The sequence below is a fragment of the Pedococcus aerophilus genome (assembly GCF_039532215.1).
Classification (GTDB): Bacteria; Actinomycetota; Actinomycetes; order Actinomycetales; family Dermatophilaceae; genus Pedococcus; species Pedococcus aerophilus.
In genome coordinates this window covers 375,406-399,587 of sequence record NZ_BAAARN010000001.1, presented here as the reverse complement: position 1 = coordinate 399,587, position 24,182 = coordinate 375,406, and the positions used below count along the sequence as shown (strand labels likewise).

General features: G+C 71.5%; 26 protein-coding genes. 17 read left to right on the top strand and 9 right to left on the bottom strand.

Annotation, left to right across the window (positions count from 1 at the left end):
- Positions 1 to 19: 19 nt before the first annotated feature.
- Complete coding sequence (locus ABD286_RS01865; RefSeq protein ID WP_344189705.1) at positions 20 to 670, bottom strand: TetR family transcriptional regulator; 651 nt, start codon at positions 668 to 670, stop codon at positions 20 to 22.
- A 75-nt stretch (positions 671 to 745) separates the two neighbouring features.
- Between ABD286_RS01865 and ABD286_RS01860 the strand changes: the two genes are divergently transcribed.
- The 5 genes from ABD286_RS01860 to ABD286_RS01840 all read left to right on the top strand — a co-directional run bounded on the left by ABD286_RS01860 (position 746) and on the right by ABD286_RS01840 (position 7,068).
- Entirely contained in the window at positions 746 to 2,038 is a 1,293-nt protein-coding gene (locus tag ABD286_RS01860) for an acetyl-CoA C-acetyltransferase (RefSeq protein WP_344189703.1), read from the top strand.
- 1 nt (position 2,039) lies between these two features.
- Positions 2,040 to 3,380 carry a 3-oxoacyl-ACP reductase gene (locus ABD286_RS01855; RefSeq protein ID WP_344189701.1) on the top strand — a complete coding sequence of 447 codons (1,341 nt, stop codon included), beginning with the start codon at positions 2,040 to 2,042 and terminating at the stop codon, positions 3,378 to 3,380.
- 1 nt (position 3,381) lies between these two features.
- Entirely contained in the window at positions 3,382 to 4,230 is an 849-nt protein-coding gene (locus ABD286_RS01850) for a MaoC/PaaZ C-terminal domain-containing protein (protein WP_344189699.1), read from the top strand.
- A 131-nt stretch (positions 4,231 to 4,361) separates the two neighbouring features.
- The gene (locus ABD286_RS01845; protein WP_344189697.1) at positions 4,362 to 5,579 is read left to right on the top strand and encodes an FUSC family protein; all 1,218 of its coding nucleotides are present in this window, start codon (positions 4,362 to 4,364) and stop codon (positions 5,577 to 5,579) included.
- Positions 5,580 to 5,667: 88 nt separating this feature from the next.
- Positions 5,668 to 7,068, top strand: coding sequence for an HNH endonuclease signature motif containing protein (locus tag ABD286_RS01840; RefSeq protein ID WP_344189695.1), 1,401 nt, complete (start codon positions 5,668 to 5,670; stop codon positions 7,066 to 7,068).
- 105 nt (positions 7,069 to 7,173) lie between these two features.
- Here the strand turns inward: ABD286_RS01840 and ABD286_RS01835 are convergent, their stop codons facing one another.
- The 4 genes from ABD286_RS01835 to ABD286_RS01820 all read right to left on the bottom strand — a co-directional run bounded on the left by ABD286_RS01835 (position 7,174) and on the right by ABD286_RS01820 (position 11,255).
- Positions 7,174 to 7,665, bottom strand: a complete 492-nt coding sequence (locus ABD286_RS01835; RefSeq protein ID WP_344189693.1) for a GNAT family N-acetyltransferase — start codon at positions 7,663 to 7,665, stop codon at positions 7,174 to 7,176.
- Positions 7,666 to 7,712: 47 nt separating this feature from the next.
- On the bottom strand, positions 7,713 to 8,369 hold the full coding sequence (locus tag ABD286_RS01830) for an SDR family oxidoreductase (protein WP_344189691.1): 657 nt from the start codon (positions 8,367 to 8,369) through the stop codon (positions 7,713 to 7,715).
- A gap of 142 nt (positions 8,370 to 8,511) precedes the next feature.
- Positions 8,512 to 10,764 carry a catalase/peroxidase HPI gene (gene katG / locus ABD286_RS01825; RefSeq protein ID WP_425565300.1) on the bottom strand — a complete coding sequence of 751 codons (2,253 nt, stop codon included), beginning with the start codon at positions 10,762 to 10,764 and terminating at the stop codon, positions 8,512 to 8,514.
- A gap of 44 nt (positions 10,765 to 10,808) precedes the next feature.
- Complete coding sequence (locus ABD286_RS01820; protein ID WP_344189689.1) at positions 10,809 to 11,255, bottom strand: Fur family transcriptional regulator; 447 nt, start codon at positions 11,253 to 11,255, stop codon at positions 10,809 to 10,811.
- Between the two features lie 212 nt (positions 11,256 to 11,467).
- Here ABD286_RS01820 and thrS point away from each other — a divergent pair, with 212 nt between their 5' ends.
- Positions 11,468 to 13,453: a threonine--tRNA ligase gene (thrS, locus tag ABD286_RS01815; protein WP_344189687.1), complete on the top strand. Its 1,986-nt coding sequence runs from the start codon at positions 11,468 to 11,470 to the stop codon at positions 13,451 to 13,453.
- An 88-nt stretch (positions 13,454 to 13,541) separates the two neighbouring features.
- Here the strand turns inward: thrS and ABD286_RS01810 are convergent, their stop codons facing one another.
- Positions 13,542 to 14,042 carry a GNAT family N-acetyltransferase gene (locus ABD286_RS01810; protein WP_344189685.1) on the bottom strand — a complete coding sequence of 167 codons (501 nt, stop codon included), beginning with the start codon at positions 14,040 to 14,042 and terminating at the stop codon, positions 13,542 to 13,544.
- 53 nt (positions 14,043 to 14,095) lie between these two features.
- On the opposite strand from ABD286_RS01810, the gene ABD286_RS01805 reads away from it, so the two are divergent.
- Positions 14,096 to 14,641, top strand: a complete 546-nt coding sequence (locus ABD286_RS01805; RefSeq protein ID WP_344189683.1) for an HIT family protein — start codon at positions 14,096 to 14,098, stop codon at positions 14,639 to 14,641.
- Here ABD286_RS01805 and ABD286_RS01800 read toward each other — a convergent pair.
- Complete coding sequence (locus ABD286_RS01800) at positions 14,562 to 15,503, bottom strand: hypothetical protein (RefSeq protein WP_344189681.1); 942 nt, start codon at positions 15,501 to 15,503, stop codon at positions 14,562 to 14,564. The genes ABD286_RS01805 and ABD286_RS01800 overlap by 80 nt on opposite strands.
- Positions 15,500 to 16,006: a hypothetical protein gene (locus ABD286_RS01795; RefSeq protein ID WP_344189679.1), complete on the bottom strand. Its 507-nt coding sequence runs from the start codon at positions 16,004 to 16,006 to the stop codon at positions 15,500 to 15,502. The genes ABD286_RS01800 and ABD286_RS01795 overlap by 4 nt, the downstream gene beginning before the upstream one ends.
- A gap of 37 nt (positions 16,007 to 16,043) precedes the next feature.
- Between ABD286_RS01795 and ABD286_RS01790 the strand changes: the two genes are divergently transcribed.
- The 6 genes from ABD286_RS01790 to pdxS all read left to right on the top strand — a co-directional run bounded on the left by ABD286_RS01790 (position 16,044) and on the right by pdxS (position 20,849).
- Positions 16,044 to 16,460, top strand: a complete 417-nt coding sequence (locus ABD286_RS01790) for a thiol-disulfide oxidoreductase DCC family protein (protein WP_344189677.1) — start codon at positions 16,044 to 16,046, stop codon at positions 16,458 to 16,460.
- A gap of 12 nt (positions 16,461 to 16,472) precedes the next feature.
- Positions 16,473 to 17,087, top strand: coding sequence for a phosphatidylinositol phosphate synthase (pgsA, locus tag ABD286_RS01785; protein ID WP_344189675.1), 615 nt, complete (start codon positions 16,473 to 16,475; stop codon positions 17,085 to 17,087).
- Positions 17,084 to 18,031, top strand: coding sequence for a phosphatidylinositol mannoside acyltransferase (locus tag ABD286_RS01780; RefSeq protein ID WP_344189673.1), 948 nt, complete (start codon positions 17,084 to 17,086; stop codon positions 18,029 to 18,031). The genes pgsA and ABD286_RS01780 overlap by 4 nt, the downstream gene beginning before the upstream one ends.
- Complete coding sequence (locus ABD286_RS01775) at positions 18,028 to 19,230, top strand: glycosyltransferase family 4 protein (protein ID WP_344189671.1); 1,203 nt, start codon at positions 18,028 to 18,030, stop codon at positions 19,228 to 19,230. The genes ABD286_RS01780 and ABD286_RS01775 overlap by 4 nt, the downstream gene beginning before the upstream one ends.
- Positions 19,230 to 19,811 (top strand): hypothetical protein, encoded by a 582-nt coding sequence (locus ABD286_RS01770; protein ID WP_344189669.1) that lies wholly within the window; start codon positions 19,230 to 19,232, stop codon positions 19,809 to 19,811. The genes ABD286_RS01775 and ABD286_RS01770 overlap by 1 nt, the downstream gene beginning before the upstream one ends.
- Before the next feature lie 111 nt (positions 19,812 to 19,922).
- The gene (gene pdxS, locus ABD286_RS01765) at positions 19,923 to 20,849 is read left to right on the top strand and encodes a pyridoxal 5'-phosphate synthase lyase subunit PdxS (RefSeq protein ID WP_344189667.1); all 927 of its coding nucleotides are present in this window, start codon (positions 19,923 to 19,925) and stop codon (positions 20,847 to 20,849) included.
- A 20-nt stretch (positions 20,850 to 20,869) separates the two neighbouring features.
- On the opposite strand, the gene ABD286_RS01760 is transcribed toward pdxS, so the two are convergent.
- Positions 20,870 to 21,397: a GNAT family N-acetyltransferase gene (locus tag ABD286_RS01760; protein WP_344189665.1), complete on the bottom strand. Its 528-nt coding sequence runs from the start codon at positions 21,395 to 21,397 to the stop codon at positions 20,870 to 20,872.
- A gap of 35 nt (positions 21,398 to 21,432) precedes the next feature.
- On the opposite strand from ABD286_RS01760, the gene pdxT reads away from it, so the two are divergent.
- The 4 genes from pdxT to ruvA all read left to right on the top strand — a co-directional run bounded on the left by pdxT (position 21,433) and on the right by ruvA (position 24,170).
- A complete protein-coding gene (pdxT, locus tag ABD286_RS01755) occupies positions 21,433 to 22,062 on the top strand; it encodes a pyridoxal 5'-phosphate synthase glutaminase subunit PdxT (protein WP_344193221.1) in 630 nt (209 codons plus the stop codon).
- Positions 22,059 to 22,820 (top strand): YebC/PmpR family DNA-binding transcriptional regulator, encoded by a 762-nt coding sequence (locus ABD286_RS01750; protein ID WP_344189663.1) that lies wholly within the window; start codon positions 22,059 to 22,061, stop codon positions 22,818 to 22,820. The genes pdxT and ABD286_RS01750 overlap by 4 nt, the downstream gene beginning before the upstream one ends.
- 160 nt (positions 22,821 to 22,980) lie before the next feature.
- On the top strand, positions 22,981 to 23,571 hold the full coding sequence (ruvC, locus tag ABD286_RS01745; protein WP_344189661.1) for a crossover junction endodeoxyribonuclease RuvC: 591 nt from the start codon (positions 22,981 to 22,983) through the stop codon (positions 23,569 to 23,571).
- The gene (ruvA, locus tag ABD286_RS01740) at positions 23,568 to 24,170 is read left to right on the top strand and encodes a Holliday junction branch migration protein RuvA (RefSeq protein ID WP_344189660.1); all 603 of its coding nucleotides are present in this window, start codon (positions 23,568 to 23,570) and stop codon (positions 24,168 to 24,170) included. The genes ruvC and ruvA overlap by 4 nt, the downstream gene beginning before the upstream one ends.
- Positions 24,171 to 24,182: the final 12 nt, after the last annotated feature.

Sequence of the window (24,182 nt, the reverse complement as noted above, 5' to 3'; positions counted from 1 at the left end):
CTGTCGGTGGGGCGAGGTGTCAGGACGGGTCCGGCCACGCGGCGGACAGACCGCCCCAGGCCAGGTCGGTGAGATGGGTCGTGAGCTCCGATCGGGTCATCGAGGGGGCGGCCAGCCACTGGTCGGCGGCGGCGCGGACCATGCCCACCACCCCGGCACCCCAGACCGGGGCTGCGGACGGGTTCCGGCCCACCGACGTCAGTGCGGCACCGATGAGGGCCGACATCTGGTCGCCGATGTGGCTCGTGACCGCGAGGGCCGGGTCCCCACCGGACGGGCTGTCCAGCAGGGGAGCGTTGACGACGAACCGGTAGACCTCGGGATCCCGCTCGACCAGCGCGAGGTAGGAGTCGATCGCCGCGGCGATGATCGCCCGGGGCGACCCGCCGGCGGATGCGAGGTCCGGCGCTCCGTCACCCATGGCGGCGGCGAGGTCGCGCAGGATGCGCGCGTCCACGCTCTCCGACACTGCTGCATACAGGCCGGACCGGTCGGTGAAGTGGCGGTAGAACACGGTCTTGCTCGTGCCCGCTGCGGCGGCGATGTCGTCCATGCCGACCCCGGCGCCGTGCTCGCGGATCGCCCGCAGCGTGGCCTCGACGAGCTCCCTGCGCCGGGTGGCGCGGTGCTCGTCCCAGCGCGTGCTGCGCCCGTCGGTGGTGGTGCTCACGTTCTCGACGGTAGCAGGTACCAGGCGTACCTGCTACCGTCAGTATCAGTAACCCTCGACCTCCAGGAGCATCCCGTGGCCGCACCAGCGAAGCCCCGTCGCGCCGCCGTCATCGGCGGCAACCGCATCCCGTTCGCGCGGGCCAACAGCACCTATGCCAAGGCCTCCAACCAGGACATGCTCACCGCGTCGCTCGAGGGCCTCGTGGCCCGGTTCGGCCTCGCGGGCGAGCCGGTCGGTGAGGTCGCCGCGGGGGCGGTCCTCAAGCACAGCCGCGACTTCAACCTCACCCGTGAGGCGGTGCTCGGCTCCAGCCTGGCGCCGACGACGCCGGCCTACGACGTGCAGCAGGCCTGCGGCACCGGTCTCGAGGCGACGATCCTCGTCGCCAACAAGATCGCCCTCGGCCAGGTCGAGTCCGGCATCGCCGGTGGCACCGACACGGCGTCCGACGCCCCCATCGCGGTCAACGAGGGGTTGCGCGATGCGCTGCTCGCGCTCAACCGTGCCAAGACCCCCGGCCAGCGGCTCAAGGCGGTCGCCCGCCTGCGGCCCGGACAGGTCGTGCCCGAGATCCCCCGCAACGTCGAGCCGCGCACCGGCCTGTCGATGGGGGAGCACATGGCCCAGACGGCTGCCCAGTGGGGCATCACCCGCGAGGCCCAGGACGAGCTCGCGGTCAACAGCCACCGCAACCTCGCGGCCGCCTACGACCGGGGCTTCTTCGACGACCTGCTCACCCCCTACCTTGGGCTCACCCGCGACCAGAACCTGCGCGCCGACTCCTCGGTCGACAAGCTCGCCAAGCTCAAGCCGGTCTTCGGTCGCGGCAACGACGCGACCATGACGGCAGCCAACTCGACCCCGCTGACCGACGGCGCGTCGGTCGTGCTGCTCGGGAGCGACGCGTGGGCGGCCGAGCGCGGCCTGCCCGTGCTGGCCCACCTCGTCGACGCCCAGACCGCTGCGGTCGACTACGTCACCGGCAACGAGGGGCTGCTGATGGCGCCGGCGTACGCGTTGCCGCGGCTGCTCGAGCGCCACGGCATGAAGCTCCAGGACTTCGACCTCGTCGAGATCCACGAGGCGTTCGCGGCCACCGTGCTCTGCACGCTTGCGGCGTGGGAGAGCGAGTCGTTCTGCCGCGACCGGCTCGGCCTCGACGCGCCGATCGGGGCGCTGGACCGCAGCAAGCTCAACGTCAACGGTTCGTCGCTCGCAGCGGGTCACCCGTTCGCCGCCACCGGTGGGCGCATCGTGGCCTCTCTTGCCAAGTCGTTGCAGGAGAAGGGATCTGGCGCACGCGGCCTGATCTCCATCTGCGCGGCCGGCGGCCAGGGCGTCATGGCCATCCTCGAGGCGGCCTGACATGGCCGGCGCGTACGCAGGATTCGTCAACAGTGCCGTCGGCACCAGGCTGGCCAGGCAGCTGGGCCTCCCGCGGCCCGTCCGCCTGCGCCGGTATGCCGCGGACGCACCTCTCGTCGAAGGTCCCGTCCTCGTCGCCGGGCTCGCCGACGCACCGGTCGCTGCCCACGTGCGGAGGCTGTTGGCCGGCGAGGACATCGACGTGGTGGACGCGGTGGCGGACGGGACGAGGATCGGTGCGGTCGTGCTCGACCTCACCGCTGTCGCCGAGCCGGGTGACCTGGACCTGGTGCGGGTGGTGCTCGCGCCCGCGGTCAAGGCCCTGCGGGCCTCCGGTCGCGTCATCATCATCGGCGCCGATCCGTCGTCGGCGACCACGGTCGCGCAGTCGGCGGCGCGTCGCGCCCTCGAGGGGATCGCGCGCTCGGTCGGCAAGGAACTGCGTGCCGGAGCCACCGCGAACCTCGTGCTCGTCGCGGACGGCGCGGAGGCCAACGCCGACGCGGCGGTGCGTTTCCTGCTGTCCGGCCGCTCGGCATACGTCGACGGTCAGGTGGTCCGGGTGGGGGCCGGTGCCCCGAGCGAGCCTGCCGACTGGGCCCGCCCGCTGGACGGCAAGGTCGCCGTCGTGACCGGTGCCGCACGCGGCATCGGTGCGGCCATCGCCGAGGTGCTCGCCCGTGACGGGGCCCACGTGGTCTGCGTGGACATCCCGGCCGCGGGGGAGTCCTTGGCCCGCACCGCGAACAGGATCGGGGGCACGGCCGTGCAGGTCGACGTCACGGCAGCCGACGCCGGGCAGCGCATCCTCGACGCCGCCGCTCGACACGGTGGCCTAGACATCGTCGTGCACAACGCGGGGATCACCCGCGACAAGCTGCTGGCCAACATGGACGAGTCGCGCTGGACGTCCGTCCTGGACGTGAACCTCGGGTCGATCCTGCGGATGAACGAGATCCTGTTGGGGGAGAACGGCATCCGCGACGGTGGTCACGTCGTGCTGGTCTCCTCCATCGCCGGGATCGCCGGCAACCGTGGCCAGACCAACTACGCCGCCTCGAAGGCTGGGGTCATCGGGCTCGTCGACGCCCTGTCCGTGACCGAGGGCCTCGTCCGTCGCCGGATCACCGTGAACGCCGTGGCACCGGGGTTCATCGAGACCGAGATGACGGCACGGGTTCCGTTCGCCACTCGAGAGGTCGGCAGGTTGCTCAACTCGCTGAGCCAGGGTGGGCTGCCCGTGGACGTCGCCGAGACCATCGCGTGGTTCAGCCAGGACGCGAACGCCGGGGTCACCGGCAACGTCGTGCGCGTCTGCGGCCAGAGCCTGCTGGGGGCCTGACGTGGAGCTGCGTGAGCTGGCCTCCGCCCCCGCCCTCGGTCCCTTGTTCGCCCGGGCCGCCGTCACCCAGCGCGGACGCGGCGGCGACCTCCCCGGGCACGGCCTGCGGCTGGCCGGGGTCGAGGTCGACCGCGCCCACCTGCTCGACTACCAGCACCTGTGCCGGTTCGCCGGGGGAGACGTGCTGCCGCACACCTATCCGCACGTGATCGGTTTCCCCCTGCAGGTCGCGTTGATGGCCGACCGCTCCTTCCCCCTGCCGCTGCCCGGCCTGGTCCACCTCGAGAACCGCATCACCGTGCACCGCCGCCTCACCGCGGACGACCGCATCGACCTGACGGTCCACTCGGCCGACCTGCGCCCGCACCCCAAGGGGACGCTGGTCGACCTCGTCACCGAGGTCGACGTCGCGGGGGAGCGGGTGTGGGAGGGACGCAGCACCTACCTGCGTCGCGGGCACGGCGCCGCAGGCGCCCCCGCCCCCGTGACCGGTCCTGCGGTGCCCGACGGCCCGCCGGCCGGTGTCCTGCGCCTCCCTGAAGGGCTGGGCCGGGCGTATGCCGCGGTGTCCGGGGACGTGAACCCGATCCACCTCCATGCCGTCACTGCGAAGGCCATGGGCTTCCCGCGTGCCATCGCCCACGGGATGTGGACGGCCGCCCGGACGCTGGCCGTCGTGGGTCCCGTGACCAGCGGTCCTTCGACCTCGACGGTGTGGTTCCGCAAGCCGGTGCTGCTCCCGTCGACGGTCGAGCTCGCCGTCGACGACAGTGCCGACGTCCTGGTGGCCGGGCTGCGGTCCGGGCGCGAGACGGTGCGCGAGCACCTGGTGCTGACCCTGGAGTCCTGAGTCCCGACCGTCTCACTCGGCGGGCGTTGCATCTCGGTGGCCGGTACCGGCCGGGCCATTCGTCCGGGTTGGTGTCGACCTGTGCTGCGCTGGACTGGTGGGCCCGGACCGGCCCACCTAGGGTCAGTCCGATGGAGTCTTCACCGCGGGCCGAGCCCTCGAGCCCCTGGACCGCCGCTCGGGCGACGGCCTCCGGGTGGTGGCGGGCAGCCGTGCAGGCGGTTCGCGTCGCCGGCCCCCAGCGTGACGCCGCCCTGCTCATGGCGAAGGCCGCCCTGGCGACGGTGATCGCGTGGCAGTTCGCCGTGCGGGTCCTGCAGAGCCCGGCACCGTTCTACGCCCCGATGGCTGCCCTGCTCGTCGTCGACAAGACGATGGTCCGATCCTTGGGCGCCAGTGCCCAGAGGGTCGTCGGCGTCGTCGTCGGCATGAGTGCTGCCTGGCTGGTCGGCACCACGCTGGGCGTGCACTGGTGGAGCATGCTGCCGGTCATCTACCTCGCCCTGCTCATCGCCCGCTGGCGACGCCTCGGCGACCACGGCATCCAGGTGCCCACCATGGTGCTGCTGTCCCTGCTCACCGTCGGTGGCACCGACGTGGAGTTCACGTACCTCACCATCGTCGAGACGGTGGCCGGAGGCGTGATCGGTGTCGCGACGAATGCCATCGTCCTGGCGCCGCTGCACGTGCAGCAGCCGCGGGAGCAGATCCGGTCGCTGACGGTCCGGGTGTGCATCCTGCTCAACGACATCGCGGCTGGGCTCCGCGAGGGCTGGGACACCGAGATGGCGCGGGCCTGGTACGACGACAGCACGGAGATCATCGAGCTCGCTCCGACCATCCAGGAGGAGATCGAGACCGGGCGCGAGAGCATGCGGTTCAACCCCCGGGACAACCTGCGCGGGTTGGAGGTCGACTGGGTGGGCTACGCCAAGACCGTCGAAGCCATCGGACGCGCGCAGTGGCAGCTGTCGGGCATCGCCCGCACCCTGGTCGATGCCGCTGACGAGGACGAGAGCCAGCCGACCCCCACCAAGCACTTCCTCGAGTGCTACGCCGAGGCCCTGGACAAGATCGCCGGCGGTATCAGCCACTTCGGGCTGGCGGGGGACGACGAGGTCAGCGCCGTCACCGACTACCTCGGCTCGGCCGGCGACATCCTCGACCAGCTGGGCCGCGAGGTCCGCGAGACCGATCTCGAGGACCCGCGGGCCTGGCCCGCCTATGGCTCCCTCCTGCTGGACGCGCAGCGCCTCATCCGCGAGCTGGAGATGGCCAGCCGGCAGGCGGTCATGCCCACCGACAGCGGCCCGATCCGCAAACCCGGTCGCCGCGTCATCGGCCGCTGACTCCTGCACCAATTACGTTGCAGCCCAGTGGTTCTGGGCCTGTGGGTGACGACAGGCATTGTCAGTGGTCGCCGATAGTGTCTCTCGTATGTCGACCACTCCCAGTCCGCCCTCCACCGCCTCGTTCGGTGGCGAAGGGCGTCCCGTGCTGGGCCCCGCGGGCGTCGCGCTGGAGGCATTGGGCCGGTCCGGGACGGACCGGCTCTGGGTGCTGGGCGACGAGGAGGTCGCTGCAGCCCTCAGGGTGCTGAGCGAGGTCGTGGCCGGCGCACGGGCGCAGTTCGTGGCGGTGCTCGCCGAGGCCAAGAGCCGCGGTCTGGGTGCCGGCCAGGGATGGGGTGCGGTGGACTGGGTGCGCGCCGTGGCACCGTCGACACCGACACGGGACGTGCTCGATGCGGACGTCGTGGCGTCGGTCGTGTCGGACTCGGCGCGTCCGACCGGCGCGGACCACCGTCTGGACGAGGTGGTCGACGCGGTCGCGGCGGCCGCCTCGGGGTGCCCCACATCGAGGGCGGACGCGTTGTCCGTCGGGAAGGCCGCGCAGATCTGCCGCTTCCACCGCGGGGTCCGCGGGATGGCGGAGCCGGACGCCTTGGCCGGCGCCACGACCACGCTGGTCTCCGCTGCCCGTGGAGGCGGTGGGCTGACCGAGACGAAGCTCGCGGTCGCGATCCGGCACGCCGGAGAGGTGGCCCGCCCCGACGGTGCGGTCGAGCGCGACGCGCAGGTCCGCCGCGACCACCGGTCCCTGGTCAAGGGTAGGGGTCCCGTGGGGATGAGCAGGTACACGCTCGTCCTGGACGAGGAGGGCTCCGCGATCGTCGACGCTGCGGTCGACGCCCTCGCACGGCCCCGACGCGACGAGGACACCGGGGAGCTCGATACCCGCACCCCCGCTGCTCGGAGGGCAGACGCCTTGCTGGATCTCGTGACGCGGGCTGTGTCGGCCCCGGACGGCGCGCCACGGCAGGCCAAGACATCCCTGGTGGTCACGGTTCCGTTGGACGTGCTCACCGGGAACGCGCGGGGTGCCGGTGCCACGATGGACGACGGGCTGCTCACGGTCGGGGCGGTGCGCAGGCTGGCCTGCGACGCACAGGTCATCCCGGTCGTGCTCGGCACCCACGGCGAGGTCCTCGACCAGGGCATGGCCAGACGGCTGTTCGACCGTGCCCAGGTGCGCCACCTGTGGCTCAGGGACAGGCACTGCACGTTCCCAGGATGCTCTAAGCCTGCCGCGTGGGCGGATGCGCATCACCTGGTCCACTGGGTCGACGACGGCCCGACCGACATCGACAACGCCGCCTTGCTCTGCCGGGCGCACCACACGGTGGTCCACACCTACCGATACGGCGGACGCCTCGTGCGCGACGGCGGCAGACCTCGGATCGAGTGGGACCTGACCCCGGGCTCCTACGACTCCGCGCTCAAGGACTTCCGTGACCGGCGGCGAAGACTGCCCCGCCTCCTGCCCGCCACTGCCTGAGCGGGCGATGGAGGGTGCCCCCGACCGACCATTCGTCGAGGGCCAGAGTGCCGTCCTCGTTCTTCCAGGCACGCGGGCCGTTTTGCGCCGGGTGGCTGCGAATGCTCAGAGGTGCTTGGCGTAGCAGCGGGAGAGCTCGGAGTCGGCATAGTGGCCGAAGTCGATCGTCCGCTCATACCCGGCCGACTCGTACAACGCGATCGCGTCCTGCTGGAGCGTGCCGGTCTCGAGGACGAGGAGCTCGACCCCGGCAGCAGCGGCGCTGCGCTCCAGGTGGGCGACGACGAGACGCGAGATGCCGCGCCTGCGCGCCCGCGGGGTGACGTACATCCGCTTGATCTCAGCCACAGGCACCTCGAACTTCTCAATCAGGTCGGGGCGTCGTCGCCACCCACCCATGGCGACGGGCCCGGTGCGGTCGCTCGCAAGGACGAAGGCGCCATCGGGACTCGCGAACTCGCCGTCGACGATGGGGGAGTTGTCGGGACTGCCGTAGATCGAGACGTAGTAGGCCTGCACCTCTTCGACGAGGTGCTGGACGTCGGGGTGGTCGAACGAGACGACCTGGAGCCAGACGTCCGAATCCCGTTCAGGCACAGGCAGATCTGTCATGGGGAGGTTCCGTGGGACAGGGGCGAGTGGCTTCAGGAGCCCAGCGCTGCAACAGCATCGGCGACCGGGACGTTGCCCGAGACGAGCTCGAGCGTCTGGCCGACACCGGTGTCGGTGGACAGGAGCTCGGCCAGCACCGCAGCGACATCGGCACGGGGGATCTCGCCGCGCGCGACGGACGGGGCGACCTCGACCCGCCCTGTCGGCGCGTCGTCGGTGAGCCGTCCCGGGCGCACGATCGTCCAGTCGAGCTCCGTGCGGGCGCGCAGGTCGGCATCGGCCGCACCCTTGGCCCGCAGGTACACCTGGAACACGTCGTCGGAGTCGGGGTCGGCCGAGTCGGCGCCCATCGAGGACACCATGACGTAGCGACCGACCTCCGCCGCGACGGCGGCGTCCGCGAGCAGCACGGCTGCACCGCGGTCCACCGTCTCCTTGCGGGCAGCGCCGCTGCTCGGGCCTGCGCCCGCGGCGAAGACGACCGCGTCGGCACCGGCGATGGCGGCCGAGAGCGCCTCCACCGTCGTGTGCTCGAGGTCGACGACCTCGGCGCGGGCGCCCTGCTTCTCGACGTCGGCGACATGGTCGGGATTGCGGACCAGGGCGATGGCCTCGTGGCCGCGCGCGGTCAGCTCCTTCTCGAGCAGCAGGGCGATCTGTCCGTGTCCTCCGGCGATGGCAACGATCATGGTCCCTGTCTACAACCTCGGCGGTGTCGGCGCGCGTCCGGGGCAGTGAGAACCGCTCGGGGCCGTGAGCCCGTCCGGGTATGGCGCACCCCCCGTACGGCGCGGCGCCATACGGGGGGTGCGTGGTGAGGCGGGACCGACGTCAGGCGACGTCGAACCGGTCGAGCTCCATGACCTTGGTCCAGGCCGCGACGAACTCGTCGACGAACTGGTCCTTCGCGTCGTCGCTGGCGTAGACCTCGGCGAGGGCGCGCAGCTCGGAGTTCGAGCCGAACACGAGGTCGGCGCGGGTGCCGGTCCAGCGGACCTGACCCGAGTCGTCGCGCGCCTCGAACGTGGAGGAGTCCTCCGACGTCGGGGCCCACTGCGTGCCCAGGTCGAGCAGGTTGACGAAGAAGTCGTTCGTCAGCGTGCCGGGGGCGTCGGTGAGGACACCGTGGGCCGAGCCGTCGTAGTTCGTGCCGAGGACGCGCAGACCCCCGACGAGCACGGTCATCTCCGGGGCGCTCAGCGTGAGCAGGTTGGCGCGGTCGACGAGCTGGTACTCGGCGCCGAGCCGGTGGCCCTTGCCCGGGTAGTTGCGGAACCCGTCGGCGCGCGGCTCGAGCCACGCGAACGACTCCACGTCGGTCTGCTCCTGGCTGGCGTCGACACGACCCGGCGTGAACGGCACCTCGATGTCGCGACCGGCTGCCTTGGCGGCCTGCTCGACACCCACGCCACCGGCGAGGACGACGAGGTCGGCCAGCGAGACCTGGCGTCCGCCCTGGGCGTTGAACGACTCCTGCACGCCCTCGAGCGCACGGAGCACGCCCGCGAGCTGGGCCGGGTTGTTGACCTCCCAGCCGTTCTGCGGGGCGAGGCGGATGCGCGCGCCGTTGGCGCCACCCCGCTTGTCGCTGCCGCGGAAGGACGAGGCTGCGGCCCACGCGGTGGAGACGAGCTGCGACACCGAGAGACCGGTGTCGGCAATCGCCGACTTGAGCGCGGCGACGTCCTCGCTCGTGATCTGCTCACCCGACGCGGCGGGCAACGGGTCCTGCCAGAGGAGCTCCTCCGAGGGGACCTCGGGGCCGAGGTAGCGGGCGACCGGGCCCATGTCGCGGTGGGTCAGCTTGAACCACGCGCGGGCGAAGGCGTCGGCGAACTCGGCGGGGTTCTCCAGGAAGCGGCGCGAGATCTTCTCGTAGACCGGGTCGACACGCAGGGCGAGGTCGGTGGTGAGGAAGTTCGGCGCGATCTTCTTCGTGGCGTCGTGGGCGTGGGGGACCGTGCCCTCACCGGCGCCGTCCTTGGGCTTCCACTGGTGGGCGCCGGCGGGGCTCTTGGTCAGCTCCCACTCGTACCCGAACAGGTTCTCGAAGAAGTTGTTGCTCCACTGGATCGGCGTGGTGGTCCACGTGACCTCGATGCCGCTGGTGATGGTGTCGGCGCCCTTGCCGGTGCCGAAGCTGTTCTTCCAGCCCAGGCCCTGCTGCTCGATGCCGGCGCCCTCGGGCTCGTCCGAGACGAACTCGTCGGGGTTCGCGGCGCCGTGCGTCTTGCCGAAGGTGTGACCACCGGCGATGAGCGCGACGGTCTCCTCGTCGTTCATCGCCATCCGGCCGAACGTGTCGCGGATGTCGCGGGCCGACCGCAGCGGGTCGGGCTCGCCGTCGGGGCCCTCGGGGTTGACGTAGATCAGGCCCATCTGGACCGCGGCGAGCGGGTTCTCGAGCTCGCGGTCACCGGTGTAGCGCTCGGCGCCGAGCCACTCGGTCTCCGGACCCCAGTAGACGTCCTCGTCCGGCTCCCACACGTCGGCGCGGCCACCGGCGAAGCCGAAGGTCTCGAAGCCCATCGTCTCGAGGGCGACGTTGCCGGTGAGGATCATCAGGTCGGCCCACGAGAGGTTGCGGCCGTACTTCTTCTTGACCGGCCACAGCAGGCGACGGGCCTTGTCGAGGTTGGCGTTGTCGGGCCAGCTGTTGAGCGGGGCGAACCGCTGCTGCCCGGCTCCGGCGCCACCGCGACCGTCCTGCACGCGGTACGTGCCGGCGCTGTGCCACGCCATACGGATCATGAACGGGCCGTAGTGGCCGAAGTCCGCCGGCCACCAGTCCTGGGAGGTGGTCAGGACCTCGGCGATGTCCTTCTTGACCTCGGCGAGGTCGAGGGACAGGAACGCCTGGCCGTAGTCGAAGTCCTCACCGAGCGGGTTCGCGACAGCGGGGTTCTTGGCGAGGATCTTGACGTTGAGGCGCTCGGGCCACCAGCCGCGGTTGCCACCACCCTGAGCGGGCTCCGGCGCGCGGTTGTGGACGACCGGGCACTTCCGGTCGCTCTCGTTCATCTCCCCGACGCGGGTCTCGTGGCCCTCGGCGTTGGTGTTGCTCTCGTGGTTGTGCTCGGACATGGCTTCCTTCCGGACGGTGTGGATGGACGGGTATGGCGTGTGGATCAGGGGGTGGGCGCGGCGGCGCAGTCGGGGCACAGGCCGCGGTAGACGACCTCGGCCTCGTCGATGGTGAAGCCGTGGTCGTCCGAGGCCGTGAGGCACGGCGCGTGGCCGACGGCGCAGTCGACGTCGGCGATGGCCCCGCAGGACCGGCACACGACGTGGTGGTGGTTGTCGCCGATCCGCGACTCGTACCTCGCCACCGACCCCGGCGGCTGGATCCGGCGCACGAGCCCCGACCGGGTGAGGGCGCCGAGGCAGTCGTAGACGGTCTGGTGGGACACCTCAGGCACCTCGCGACGGGCGGCGGCGATGAGCGAGTCCGTGTCGGCGTGCGGGTGCGCGTTGACCGCGGCGAGGACCGCGACCCTGGGGCGGGTCACCCGCAGGCCCCCCTCGCGCAGCAGCTGCGCCAAGGCGTCGGGGTGCCCGGCTGACGTCGTGGTCATGGGCTCCACTCTTCCGTCTGTTCTGGAACGAGTCAAGATTCGACACGGCTCCTGAGATGACGGCCGGGTGAACGTCCCGTGCCGGTATCTCGCGCGCGGTGGCCGCGGCCCGGCCGATAGCATCGGTGCGCTGCCCGCGGAGCTCCGCAGGCGGCATGCCCAGGCGTCCGGTGCATCCACCGGACCCGTCCCCGAACCAAGGAGAGCGCACCGTGTCTGCCCAGATCACCGTCACCATCGCCGGGAGCGAGCGACAGGTGCCGGAGCAGACGACTGCCGCCGACCTGTTCGAAGGTGACCGGGCGGTCCTCGTCGCCCGCGTCAACGGCGAGCTGCGCGACCTCGCCCACGTCGTGGCCGACGGCGACGTCGTCGAACCCGTGACCGCCCAGGAGCAGGACGGGCTGGACGTGCTGCGGCACAGCGCCGCCCACGTCCTCGCCCAGGCCGTCCAGGAGGTCAACCCCAAGGCGAAGCTCGGCATCGGGCCGCCCGTCCGCGACGGCTTCTACTACGACTTCGACGTCGACGAGGCGTTCACCCCCGAGGACCTCAAGGCCCTCGAGAAGGTCATGCAGCGCATCGTCAACGAGGGCCAGACCTTCGTGCGCCGCGAGGTCAGCGACGAGGCGGCGGCGGTCGAGCTCGCCGACGAGCCCTACAAGATCGAGCTCATAGGCCTCAAGGGCGGTGCCGCCGGCGACGCGGCCGAGGGTGCGGATGTCGAGGTGGGCGGCGCGCAGCTGACCATCTACGACAACGTCAAGCGTGACGGCAGCCGGGCCTGGGGCGACCTGTGCCGCGGGCCGCACGTGCCCACCACCAAGGTGCTCGGCAACGCGTTCAAGCTGATGCGCAGCGGTGGCGCCTACTGGCGTGGCAGCGAGAAGAACCCGCAGCTCCAGCGCGTCTACGGCACCGCGTGGGCGACCAAGGACGAGCTCAAGGCCTACCTCGACCGCCTCGCCGAGGCCGAGAAGCGCGACCACCGCAAGATCGGTGCGGAGCAGGACCTGTTCAGCTTCCCCGACGAGCTTGGCTCCGGCCTGCCCGTGTTCCACCCCAAGGGTGGGGTCATCAAGCGGGAGATGGAGGACTACGTCCGCCTGCGCCACATCGAGGAGGGCTTCGAGTACGTCGGTACCCCGCACATCTCGAAGGAGCAGCTCTTCCACACCTCGGGGCACCTGCCCTACTACGCCGAGGGCATGTTCGCGCCGTTCGACGTGGACGGCACCGACTACCGCCTCAAGGCGATGAACTGCCCGATGCACAACCTCATCTACCGCTCCCGTGGCCGCTCGTACCGCGAGCTGCCGTTGCGGTTGTTCGAGTTCGGGCACGTCTACCGCAACGAGAAGTCCGGGGTGGTCCACGGCCTGACCCGCGTCCGCGGGTTCGCCCAGGACGACTCGCACTCCTACGTCACCGCCGAGCAGGCGCCGGGCGAGATCAAGCACCTGCTCGACTTCGTGCTGTCCCTGCTGCGCGACTTCGGCATGGACGACTACTACCTCGAGCTGTCGACCCGCGAGACCGAGGGCGACAAGAAGGACAAGTTCATCGGCTCCGACGACCAGTGGGAGCTCGCTACCGAGGTCCTGCGGGACGTCGCGACCGAGTCGGGTCTCGAGCTCGTCATGGACCCGGGCGGCGCGGCCTACTACGGCCCGAAGATCTCCGTCCAGGCCCGCGACGCGATCGGTCGCACCTGGCAGATGTCGACGATCCAGTACGACTTCAACCAGCCCGAGCGCTTCGGGCTGGAGTACCAGGCTGCTGACGGCTCGCGCCAGCAGCCGGTGATGATCCACTCGGCCAAGTTCGGGTCGATCGAGCGCTTCCTCGGTGTCCTCGTCGAGCACTACGCCGGTGCGTTCCCGCCGTGGCTCTCGCCGGTCCAGGTGCTCGCGGTGCCGGTCGCGGAGGAGTACTCCGAGTACCTGCACGACGTCGCGAAGCAGCTGCGCCGCAAGGGGATCCGCGTCGAGATCGACGACAGCGACGACCGCTTCCCGAAGAAGATCCGCAACGCGAGCAAGTCGCGGGTGCCGTTCACCCTGATCGCCGGCGAGGAGGACCGCTCGGCCGGTGCCGTCTCGTTCCGCTACCGCAACGGTGAGCAGAAGAACGGTGTGCCGATCGCGGACGCCATCGCCGAGGTCGTGGCGGCCGTCGAGGCCCGCACCCAGGTCTGAGGCGTGGTCTGAGCGGCCTCACCGCCTCAGTGAGCGCGAAGTGTCGGAATGCTCGTCGCATACCGGCACTTCGCGCTCACCGAGCCGATCAGTCAGGGGTATGGCGCCCGCGCCCCTCGCGCGGCCGCCAGACCATACGGACGTCGGGAGCACCCTCCTCGTTGTCACCCTCGGTCCACTCGACCGGGACGAAGCCGTGGCGCTCGTAGAACCGCAGTGCCTCGGTGTTCGACTGGAAGGCCCACAGCGACAGGCCGCCGGGGAAGCGCTCCTTGGCGACGTCGAGGAAGCGCGCCCCGAGTCCGTGACCGGTGTGACCGCGGTCGACGTAGAGGTGTCCGAGCTCGTCCGGCTCGGTCAGGGCGAGGAACCCCACGAGGTCGTCACCGTCCTCGGCGACCCACACCTCGCCATCGGCCAGCAGGACGTGCTCGACGAACGGCTGCACGCTCTCGCGGGGGTGGACGATCATCGGGATCGCGGGCACCGACTCGCTGCGCACCCGCCAGAACAGCTCGGCGACGGCGGGGGCGTCGGCCGCGCCGGCACGCCGCAGGGTCGGGGGAAGAACGGGGAGAGCCTCGGTCACGGGCGTTCATCATGCCGACCGCGGGCCGGTCCGGGCTGCATAGGATCGGGGGCATGAGCGACGCACCCGAGCCGGACACCGACTTCGCGAGCGTCCAGGACGGGTTCCAGCGGCTGTGGACCCCGCACCGGATGGCCTACATCACGGGGGAGCGGCCGAGCGAGGACGCCGGTGACGGGTGCCCGTTCTGCGCGGCGCCCGGTCGCGGCGACGCCGAGGGCCTGGTCGTCCACCGGGGCGAGCACTGCTACGTCGTGATGAACCTCTTCCCCTACAACCCCGGCCACGTGCTCGTCTGCCCCTACCGCCACGTCTCGCTCTACGTCGACCTGACCGACGAGGAGACGTTGGAGTTCGGACGGCTGACCAAGCAGGCCATCGCCGCCCTCGACGCGACGTCCGGCCCGTCGGGCTACAACATCGGGATGAACCAGGGCGCCGTGGCCGGCGCCGGCGTCCAGGCGCACCTGCACCAGCACGTCGTCCCGCGCTGGGGCGGCGACATGAACTTCCTGCCGATCATCGGGCAGACGAAAGCTCTTCCGATGCTGCTGGAGGACGTCCGCGGTCGCCTGGCCGGGGCCTGGCCGACCGCCTGACCGACCGCGTGGCCGAACCGGGCCGCCGGACCCGGTCCCACGGACGGGTCGCCCACCACGGGGCGAGCCGTTCCAGCGGCAGGAAGCTGAGCAGGCAGACCACGAGTGGCAGGAAGTGGATCTTGAGCATCAGGTAGGTGCTCAGGTGGAAGCCGCCCCAGAAGAGGAGCGCGCCATACAGGGCTCTGCCTCGCAGCCACAGCAGGATCGGTGAGCAGAACTCCGCGACCAGCACGACCCACTGCAGGGCGTGGGTGAGCGCCGGCTGGGAACCCACCCACGGGCCGATCCCGTTGGGGCGGCGGGTGAGCGCCCAGATCAGGGTCGCGCCGTTGGCCCAGCCCCAGCCGCCGAAGCGCATCTTCGCGCTGGCGGACAGGAAGTAGATGCAGACGGCTCCGATCTGGACCATCCGGATCGCCCAGCCGGCGGCCTGCGACCGCACGTCGACGTCGGACACCCGGGCCCGCCCCACCGTCGGCAGGACGAACAGCGCCACGATGAGCGCGAAGTGGTCGTGGTCGACCTTGGAGTACGCGAACGCGTTGCTCACCCAGTCGAGCATCCCGACGGCGCAGACCCACCCGGCGAGCCGGGGGAGCCGCCCTGTGGCGGCGACGAGCGCACTGACGACGATGACGCCGAGCAGCACGCGGACGTAGAGGTGCGACGGGGCCGGCAGGTGCAGCAGGTCGCGGACGACCAAGCCGCGGTAGAGGGACGCCGGCACGTCGCCGTGCGGGACCGGGTCGGTGACGATCCACAGGACGTCGAGCAGGACGAACGGGTAGATGACGTGCCGCAGCCACGCCACGCGCGCGAGGGGGAGGGGCGGCGAGAGGAACCGCTCGACCGCGTTCACCGCGAGTCCCGCCCGCCGGGGAGACCGCTGGGCTCCGGGTCCATGGGGTCGCGCACCTGCCAGGTGGCCAGCGTGTGGACGGTCGCGTTTCCGGTCGGGATGCTCGTCGATGTGTTGCGCAGCCAGATGGTGACGTACGGCGTCTCCTGCGGGAGGCGTCGCCGGTGCAGCACCGCGATGTCCTGGAGGAGCTCCGGGGTGCGGATGATCCGCGGTGCCTGGCCCTCGATCTCCGCGCGCTCGATGCCGATCATCTCCTTGGAGAGGGGCACCCTGACCACCTCGCCGTCGGTGGTGAGCGCGTCCATCGTCAGGGAGTTGATGACACCGTTGTTCTGGACCGAGAAGGCGTACTGCGACATCGGCGCGAACGGCCACCACTCGTCGTCGCCGACCCAGGTGCCGAGGCAGACCGTGGTCACGACGACCGCGGTCGTGGCCAGTCGCCACAGGACGGAGTACGGCCCGAGCCGCTCCGTGGTGCCGCCCCGACGCCCCCTCATGGCCGTCATGGTGCCACGCGGGTGAGAGACTTCGGCCATGGACACCGCCCCGGACAGCGCCCTCAGGGAGCGCGGCCTGCTCATCTTCGACGGTGACTGCGGCTTCTGCACGACCAGCGCCCGCTTCCTGTCGCGCTGGGTCGACCGCCACCAGCGCTACGACGTGCAGCCCTGGCAGCAGCTCGAGCTGGCCCCGCTCGGCGTGACCGAGGCCGACTGCATCGAGGCTGCGCAGTTCGTGCGCCGGGACGGGTCGGTCGTGGCGGGTCACCTCGCCATCGCCGAGGGTCTCAAGCACGGCGCCCCCGCGTGGCGCCCCCTCGGGCACCTCATCACGCTGCCCGGGATCTCCTGGCTCGCGGCCCGCGCCTACACCTGGGTCGCCGACCACCGGTACGCACTTCCCGGCGGCACCCCGGCGTGCGCGCCCAAGGTTCCCGCCCAGCCTCAGTAGGCTGCGACCACCATGCTCAACAAGTACGCGCGCGCGCTCTTCACCACGATCTTCACCCCCGTGGCCCGGCTGTTCCTCAAGCTCGGCATCAGCCCCGACGTGGTGACCGTCGTCGGCACCATCGGCGTCTGCGTCGGTGCCCTCGCCTTCTACCCCCGCCACGAGTTCTTCTGGGGCACGATCGTCATCACCCTCTTCGTGTTCTCCGACACCGTCGACGGCGTGATGGCGCGCATGTCCGGTCGTTCGGGCAAGTGGGGCGCCTACCTCGACTCCACCCTCGACCGGGTCGGCGACGCGGCGATCTTCGGTGGCCTCGTGCTCTGGTACGCCGGCCGCGGCGACAACTTCCTCATGGCCGGGCTCGCGCTCGCCTGCCTCATCCTCGGCAGCGTCGTCTCCTACGCCAAGGCTCGCGCCGAGGGCCTGGGCTTCTCCGCCGACGTGGGCATCGCCGAGCGGGCCGACCGCCTCGTCGTGGTGCTCGCCACCACCGGACTGGTCGGCATCGGCCTGCCCGAGGTCGTGCTGACCGTGGTGCTGGCGCTGCTCGCCGTGGCCAGCCTCATCACCGTGGTCCAGCGGATGCTCATGGTGCGCCGCCAGGCGCTCGCCGCAGCTCCGTGAGCCGCCTCGGCGACGTCCTCGCCGTGACCGGCTACCGGCTCGGATGGGGCACCGTCCGACGACTCCCCGAGCGGACCGCGTATGCCGCGTTCGACCGCATCGCCGACCTGACCGTCGCGCGCGGCGGCAAGGGCGTCCAGCGGCTGCGGTCCAACTACGCCAAGGCGCGGCCCGAGCTCGACGAAGCCGCCCTCGATGCGCTGGTGCGGGCGGGGATGCGGTCCTACCTGCGCTACTACTGCGAGGCGTTCCGGCTGCCCGACCGCTCGGCGGCCGACGTCGCCGCGCAGGTCCGCGTCGTCGGCGACGACGCGGTCCGCGCCGAGCTCGGGGCCGGGCGTCCCGTCGTCTGCTTCCTGGGCCACCTGGGCAACTGGGACCTCGCCGGCGCGTGGGGCACCAAGGCCCTGGGTCACGTCGTCACCGTGGCGGAGCGGCTAAAGCCCGAGGAGGTGTATGCCGAGTTCCTCGAGTTCCGCGAGTCGCTCGGCATGACGATCCTGCCGCTCACCGGTGGGGGAGACGTCTTCGCGCAGCTCCGTGGCCACCTGGCCTCACCCGTTCTCATGCCGCTGCTCGCCGACCGCGACCTGACCGACCGCGGCATCGAGGTCGACCTGCTGGGCCACCGTTCGAAGATGGCCGCCGGACCCGCTGCGCTCGCGCTCGGCAGCGGCGCCGCCCTCCACCCGGTGTCGATCCACTACGAACCCGTGCCGGGCTCCTGGCGGCACGGCCTCGTCATCACCTTCCACGACCGGGTGCAGGTGCCGACGACCGGGGCGACCAGGGCCAAGGCCGTGGCCATGACGCAGCAGTGCGCCGACGCACTGGGTGACGCCATCCGTGAGCACACGCAGGACTGGCACATGCTCCAGCGGGTCTTCCTCGACGACCTCGAGCCGCGTGCCGACCGCCCCGCCGGCGCAGGAGCGACGTCGTGAGGATCGGCATCGTCTGCCCCTACTCGTTCGACGTGCCCGGGGGAGTGCAGTTCCACGTGCGCGACCTCGCCGAGCACTTCCTCGGCCAGGGCCACCACGCCTCGGTGCTGGCGCCGGCCGACGAGGACACCCCGTTGCCGGACTACGTCGAGTCCGTGGGCCGGGCGGTCCCCGTCCGGTACAACGGTTCGGTGGCTCGCCTCAACTTCGGCCCCGTGACGGCAGCACGCGTCGGCCGCTGGCTGGAGCGCGGCGAGTTCGACGTGCTCCACATCCATGAACCCGTCACCCCGAGCATCGCCCTGCTCGCGCTCTGGTCCGCCGAGGGGCCGGTCGTGGCCACGTTCCACACCTCCAACCTGCGCTCGCGGGCCATGCAGGCGGCATACCCGCTGCTGCGCCCCAGCCTCGAGAAGATCAACGGCCGCATCGCCGTCTCCGAGGACGCGCGTCGCACCGTCACGACCCACCTCGGGGGTGACGCCGTCGTCATCCCCAACGGCGTCAACGTCAACCGGTTCGCCGATGCGCAGCCGAACCCCGCATGGGTCGGCACCGAGCAGGCGCCGACCCTGGCCTTCCTCGGGCGCATCGACGAGCCCCGCAAGGGCCTGCCCGTGCTGGCCGCCGCGCTGCCGGCAGTGCTCGCGAAGCACCCCGGCACGCGGGTGCTCGTGGCCGGACCCGGTGACGTCGAGGCCGCCCGCGAACGGATGGACCCGGCCGTCGCCGCGGCCACCGAGTTCCTCGGGATGGTCAGCGACGAGGACAAGGCGGCGCTGCTGTCCTCGGTCGACGCGTACGTCGCCCCGCACACCGGCGGAGAGAGCTTCGGCATCGTGCTCGTCGAGGCGATGAGTGCCGGTGCGCCGGTGGTGGCCAGCGACCTCGCGGCCTTCGTCCGGGTGCTCGACTCGGGCCGCTGCGGCGCGATGTTCGCCAACGAGGACCCTGCCGATCTCGCGCGCCAGCTGCTGCGCCTGCTCGGGGACCCGGCCGAGCGCCAGCGGCTGCGGGCCGAGGGCAGCAGGCGGGCGCAGGTCTTCGACTGGGCGGTCGTCGTCGAGGACGTGATGGCCGTCTACGAGACGGTCACGCACGGCGTCGACGACTGGCGCGAGGACCACCCCGACCGGGTCGACCCGGCCGACACGAGGTGGACCCGCCTGCTGCGCGGCCGACGAGGAGGCGAGGACTGATGGAGACGATCACCTGGACCGCGGTCGCCGTGGCCGTCCTGCTGGGCGTCGCCTGGTACCTGTCCTACAACGCCGCCCGGCTCGACCGCCTGCACACCCGCGCCGAGGGCGCGCTGTCGGCGCTCGACGCCCAGCTCGTCCGCCGGTCCGAGGCCACCCTCGAGCTCGCGAACTCCGGGGCGCTGGACCCGGCGAGCGCCCTGATGCTGGCAGGCGCCGCGTCAGAGGCGCTCGAGGCGCACAACGAGCGGGCCCTCGAGGAGGACTTCCTCGAGGGGCAGAGCTTCGGGCAGCGCGAGGTGCTCGAGAGCGACCTCACCGCGGCGCTGATGGCTGCCCTGAGCGCCGACGTCGTCGCGGAGATCCGCCACGACGACAACCTTGGCGCGCTCGCCCTCCAGCGGGTCGAGGCAGCCGGGGTGCGGGTGCAGCTGGCCCGGCGGTTCCACAACGACGCGGTCACCGACGTGCGCCGGGTCCGTCGCAAGTCGGTCGTGCGCCTGTTCCGGCTGGCCGGCCACGCCGACCTGCCGCGCACGGTCGAGTTCGACGACGAGCTGCCCCCCGCCGTCCGGGACTGACCTGTCGAGCACCGCCGGAGGGTCGGTCGGGGCACCGTGGCGCACCAACTAGCATTGATCCCGAAGCGCGTCCCCTGCGCTGCGCCCTGAACAGATCTGGAGCTCGTCGTCATGTCCGCCGACACCACCACCCCCGCCTCGCAGTCCTCGTCGCAGCCCGCCACCGGCACGTCCCGCGTCAAGCGCGGCATGGCCGAGATGCTCAAGGGCGGCGTCATCATGGACGTCGTCAACGTCGAGCAGGCCAAGATCGCCGAGGACGCCGGCGCCGTCGCCGTCATGGCGCTCGAGCGCGTGCCCGCCGACATCCGCGCCCAGGGTGGCGTCTCCCGGATGTCCGACCCCGACATGATCGACGGCATCATCGAGGCCGTCTCGATCCCGGTCATGGCCAAGGCCCGCATCGGCCACTTCGTCGAGGCCCAGGTGCTGCAGTCCCTCGGTGTCGACTACATCGACGAGTCCGAGGTGCTGACCCCGGCCGACTACGCCAACCACATCGACAAGTGGAACTTCACGGTGCCCTTCGTCTGCGGCTCGACCAACCTCGGCGAGGCCCTGCGCCGCATCACCGAGGGCGCGGCGATGATCCGCTCCAAGGGAGAGGCCGGCACCGGCGACGTCTCCAACGCCACCACCCACATGCGCAAGATGCGCGACCAGCTCCGCTGGCTCCAGAACCTCCCCGAGGACGAGCTGTACGTCGCGGCCAAGGAGCTCCAGGCGCCGTACGACCTCGTCAAGGAGGTCGCCGAGGCCGGCAAGCTGCCCGTTGTCCTCTTCACCGCCGGTGGCATCGCCACCCCCGCCGACGCCGCGATGATGATGCAGCTCGGCGCCGAGGGCGTCTTCGTCGGGTCCGGCATCTTCAAGTCCGGCAACCCCGCCCAGCGCGCCGAGGCCATCGTCAAGGCCACGACGTTCTTCGACGACCCCGACGTCATCGCCAAGGTCTCGCGTGGCCTCGGCGAGGCCATGGTCGGCCTCAACGTCGACGAGATTCCCGAGCCGCACCGCCTGGCCGAGCGCGGCTGGTGAGCCGAACCTGACGGCGGGGCTCAGGCCCCGTCGTCGGGCAGCACCATGAGCAGGACCGGGCGGTGGGTGTCCGGCAGCCAGGGTGGCCTGGTCTCGCCGACCACCTGCCAGCCCCGACGCTCGTACAGGCGGACGGCGTTCTCGGTCTCCTGCACTACGTCGAGCACCGGCACGCACCCGCGCCCGCGGATGAACTCCACCGCCGTGCTCAGCAGCGACGAGCCCACGCCGCGCCCCACCGTCGTGTGGTCGACGAAGAGGACCGCCACCTCCGCGAGCTGGTCCAGCGGGCGGCCGGTACCCGCGCTCCACACGTCTCCCATCTCGCCGGGCACCACGGCCGCGGCGGCGACGTGCCCCACCACCGACCCGTCGAGCTCGGCAACCCACGCCTCGAGCTGCGCCGGTCGGTCGAGGAACTCCTCCACGGGGAAGGGCAGCGGCCACCGCTGCGGGTACCCCGTGCGGGACTGCTGGGCCGCCAGCACCTCAGCCAGCGCGGGCAGGTCCTCCGGGCGTCGCAGACGGATGGTCACCTCGGTGCTCATCCCCCCACGCTAGGGCCGCCGACGCCGCCCGTAGCATTCGCGTCGTGACAGCCCAGCCGACCATCGGGGTCCTCGCCGTCCAGGGAGACGTGCGCGAGCACCTGCATGCCGTGCAGCAGGCGGGTGCCCAGGGCACCACCGTGCGCCGGCCGCGCGAGCTGGCCGAGGTGGACGCCCTCATCATCCCCGGCGGGGAGTCGACGACGATGGACAAGCTGGTCCGCGCCTTCGACCTCCACGGCCCGTTGCGGGAGCGGCTCGCCGCCGGCATGCCTGCCTACGGGTCGTGCGCCGGGATGATCATGCTGGCCGACCGCATCGCCGACGCCCGCCCTGACCAGCAGACGCTCGGCGGCCTCGACATCACGGTGCGGCGCAACGCGTTCGGGCGGCAGGTCGACTCCTTCGAGGAGGACATCCACTTCGCCGGCGTCGACGGCACCGTGCGTGCGATCTTCATCCGTGCGCCGTGGGTCGAGGAGGCCAGCGAGTCGGTCGAGGTGCTGGCCCGTGTGGAGGAAGGACCGGCCGCCGGTAGGATCGTCGCCGTTCGTCAAGGACCCCTGCTGGCCACCTCCTTCCACCCGGAGGTGAGTGGTGACCACCGGGTCCACGGACTGTTCGTCGAGATCGTGCGGAACTACCTGGTGGAGGGCAAGCAATGAGTGGCCACAGCAAATGGGCGACCACGAAGCACAAGAAGGCTGCCATCGATGCCAAGCGCGGCAAGCTCTTCGCCAAGCTGATCAAGAACATCGAGGTCGCGGCTCGTGGCGGTGGCGGTGACGTCACCGGCAACCCGACGCTCTACGACGCCATCCAGAAGGCCAAGAAGTCGTCGGTCCCCAACAACAACATCGACAACGCGGTCAAGCGCGGGTCCGGCGCGACGGCCGGTGGCTCCGACTGGGAGACCATCACCTACGAGGGCTACGCGCCCGGCGGTGTAGCGGTCCTCATCGAGTGCCTCACCGACAACCGCAACCGCGCAGCCGCGGAGGTCCGCACCGCGCTGACCCGCAACGGTGGCCAGCTCGCAGACCCCGGCTCGGTCTCCTACGTCTTCGACCGCAAGGGCGTCGTCGTGGTGCCCAAGGGCGACAAGACCGAGGACGACATCCTCGAGGTGGTCCTCGAGGCCGGCGCCGACGAGGTCAACGACCTCGGCGACAGCTACCAGATCATCTCCGAGGCGACCGACTTCGTGGCCGTGCGGAAGGCGATCCAGGACGCCGGGATCGACTACGACTCCGCAGAGGCCTCCTGGGTGCCGAACCTCCAGGTGCCCCTCGACGCCGACGGCGCCCGCAAGATGATCCGCGTCATCGAGGCCCTCGAGGACTCCGACGACGTCCAGGACGTCTTCGCCAACGGCGACATCAGCGACGAGGTCCTCGCCGAGCTCGACGACGACGAGGACTGACCCCTCGGGCGGCCCTGCCCCTGCCGCGACCGATCGACACGGACGCCCTGTCTCCCCGCGTGTTGCTGCGGGGGAGGCGGGGCGTCCGGCGTGTAGCGTTCACCCGAACACGTGTTCGGACGACCAGCGACGCGAACGTCGCACCAGAGGGAGCAGTGGAGTGCGCGTACTCGGTGTCGACCCCGGCCTCACGCGGTGTGGTCTCGGGGTCGTCGACAGTGGCCGCGGCAACCGGCTCACCATGGTCGCCGTCGGTGTCGTGCGGACCCCCGGCGATCGCGACACGGGGGAGCGCCTGGTCTACCTCCAGGACCAGATGGACGCCTGGCTGGACCGGTTCCAGCCCGATGCCATCGCCCTCGAGCGCGTGTACGCCGCGGACCACGTCCCGACCGTGATGACGACGGCCCAGGCGTCGGCCCTCGCGCTCGTCGCCGCCGCCCGTCGCGGCCTGCCGCTCACCACGCACACCCCGACCGAGGTCAAGGCCGCCGTGACCGGCTCGGGCCGGGCCGACAAGGCCCAGGTGACCGCGATGGTGACCCGGATCCTCGAGCTCGAGGTCGCGCCCAAGCCGGCCGACGCCGCCGACGCCCTCGCGCTGGCCATCTGCCACCACTGGCGCGGGGGTGGTGACCATCGGCTCGCCCTGGCCGCCGCGTCCGAGCGTGCCCGCCTCAAGGCCGTCGCCGCGCGCGCAGCCGAGTCCGCGCCGCGGGGCCGGGCCACGAGCAGGGCGGTGGCCCGGTGATCGCCTCGGTCCGCGGCACGGTGCAGCACATCGGCCTCGACCGCGTGGTCGTCGAGGTCGGTGGGGTGGGGATGCTCCTGCACACCACTCCTGCCACGGCGTCGGCCCAGCACCTCGGCCACGAGGCGACCCTCGCGACGACCCTCGTGGTCCGCGAGGACTCCCTCACCCTCTACGGCTTCGGCTCGGACGACGAGCGCGACATCTTCGAGCAGGTCCAGACCGTCTCCGGCGTGGGGCCGCGCCTCGCCCTGGCGATGCTGTCGGTGCTGGCCCCCGACCGCCTGCGCGCAGCGGTCACGGGATCGGACCTGGCCACCCTCACCAAGGTGCCCGGCATCGGCAAGAAGGGCGCCGAGCGCATCGTCCTCGAGCTCCGCGACAAGATCGGTATGGCGTCCGCTCCCGCGGGCGCGACGCCCGCCGCCCCGGCGGCCTCGGGTCCCTCCTGGCGCGACCAGGTCACCGAGGCGCTCACGGGTCTCGGCTACTCGGCCAAGCAGGCCGAGGACGCCGTGTCCTCGGTGGCGGCCTCGGCCCCGGTGGAGGCCGACGTCTCCGAGATGCTGCGCGCCGCGCTCCGCGAGCTGGGGCGCTAGCCGTGGCAGACG

Coding starts and splice junctions, on each gene's coding strand:
- ABD286_RS01855 (WP_344189701.1), top strand. CDS start 2,040: ATGGCCGGCGCGTACGCAGGATTCGTCAACAGTGCCGTCGGCACCAGG.
- ABD286_RS01845 (WP_344189697.1), top strand. CDS start 4,362: ATGGAGTCTTCACCGCGGGCCGAGCCCTCGAGCCCCTGGACCGCCGCT.
- ABD286_RS01840 (WP_344189695.1), top strand. CDS start 5,668: ATGTCGACCACTCCCAGTCCGCCCTCCACCGCCTCGTTCGGTGGCGAA.
- ABD286_RS01830 (WP_344189691.1), bottom strand. CDS start 8,369: ATGATCGTTGCCATCGCCGGAGGACACGGACAGATCGCCCTGCTGCTC.
- katG (WP_425565300.1), bottom strand. CDS start 10,764: ATGTCCGAGCACAACCACGAGAGCAACACCAACGCCGAGGGCCACGAG.
- ABD286_RS01820 (WP_344189689.1), bottom strand. CDS start 11,255: ATGACCACGACGTCAGCCGGGCACCCCGACGCCTTGGCGCAGCTGCTG.
- ABD286_RS01805 (WP_344189683.1), top strand. CDS start 14,096: ATGAGCGACGCACCCGAGCCGGACACCGACTTCGCGAGCGTCCAGGAC.
- ABD286_RS01795 (WP_344189679.1), bottom strand. CDS start 16,006: ATGAGGGGGCGTCGGGGCGGCACCACGGAGCGGCTCGGGCCGTACTCC.
- ABD286_RS01790 (WP_344189677.1), top strand. CDS start 16,044: ATGGACACCGCCCCGGACAGCGCCCTCAGGGAGCGCGGCCTGCTCATC.
- pgsA (WP_344189675.1), top strand. CDS start 16,473: ATGCTCAACAAGTACGCGCGCGCGCTCTTCACCACGATCTTCACCCCC.
- ABD286_RS01770 (WP_344189669.1), top strand. CDS start 19,230: ATGGAGACGATCACCTGGACCGCGGTCGCCGTGGCCGTCCTGCTGGGC.
- pdxS (WP_344189667.1), top strand. CDS start 19,923: ATGTCCGCCGACACCACCACCCCCGCCTCGCAGTCCTCGTCGCAGCCC.
- ABD286_RS01760 (WP_344189665.1), bottom strand. CDS start 21,397: ATGAGCACCGAGGTGACCATCCGTCTGCGACGCCCGGAGGACCTGCCC.
- ABD286_RS01750 (WP_344189663.1), top strand. CDS start 22,059: ATGAGTGGCCACAGCAAATGGGCGACCACGAAGCACAAGAAGGCTGCC.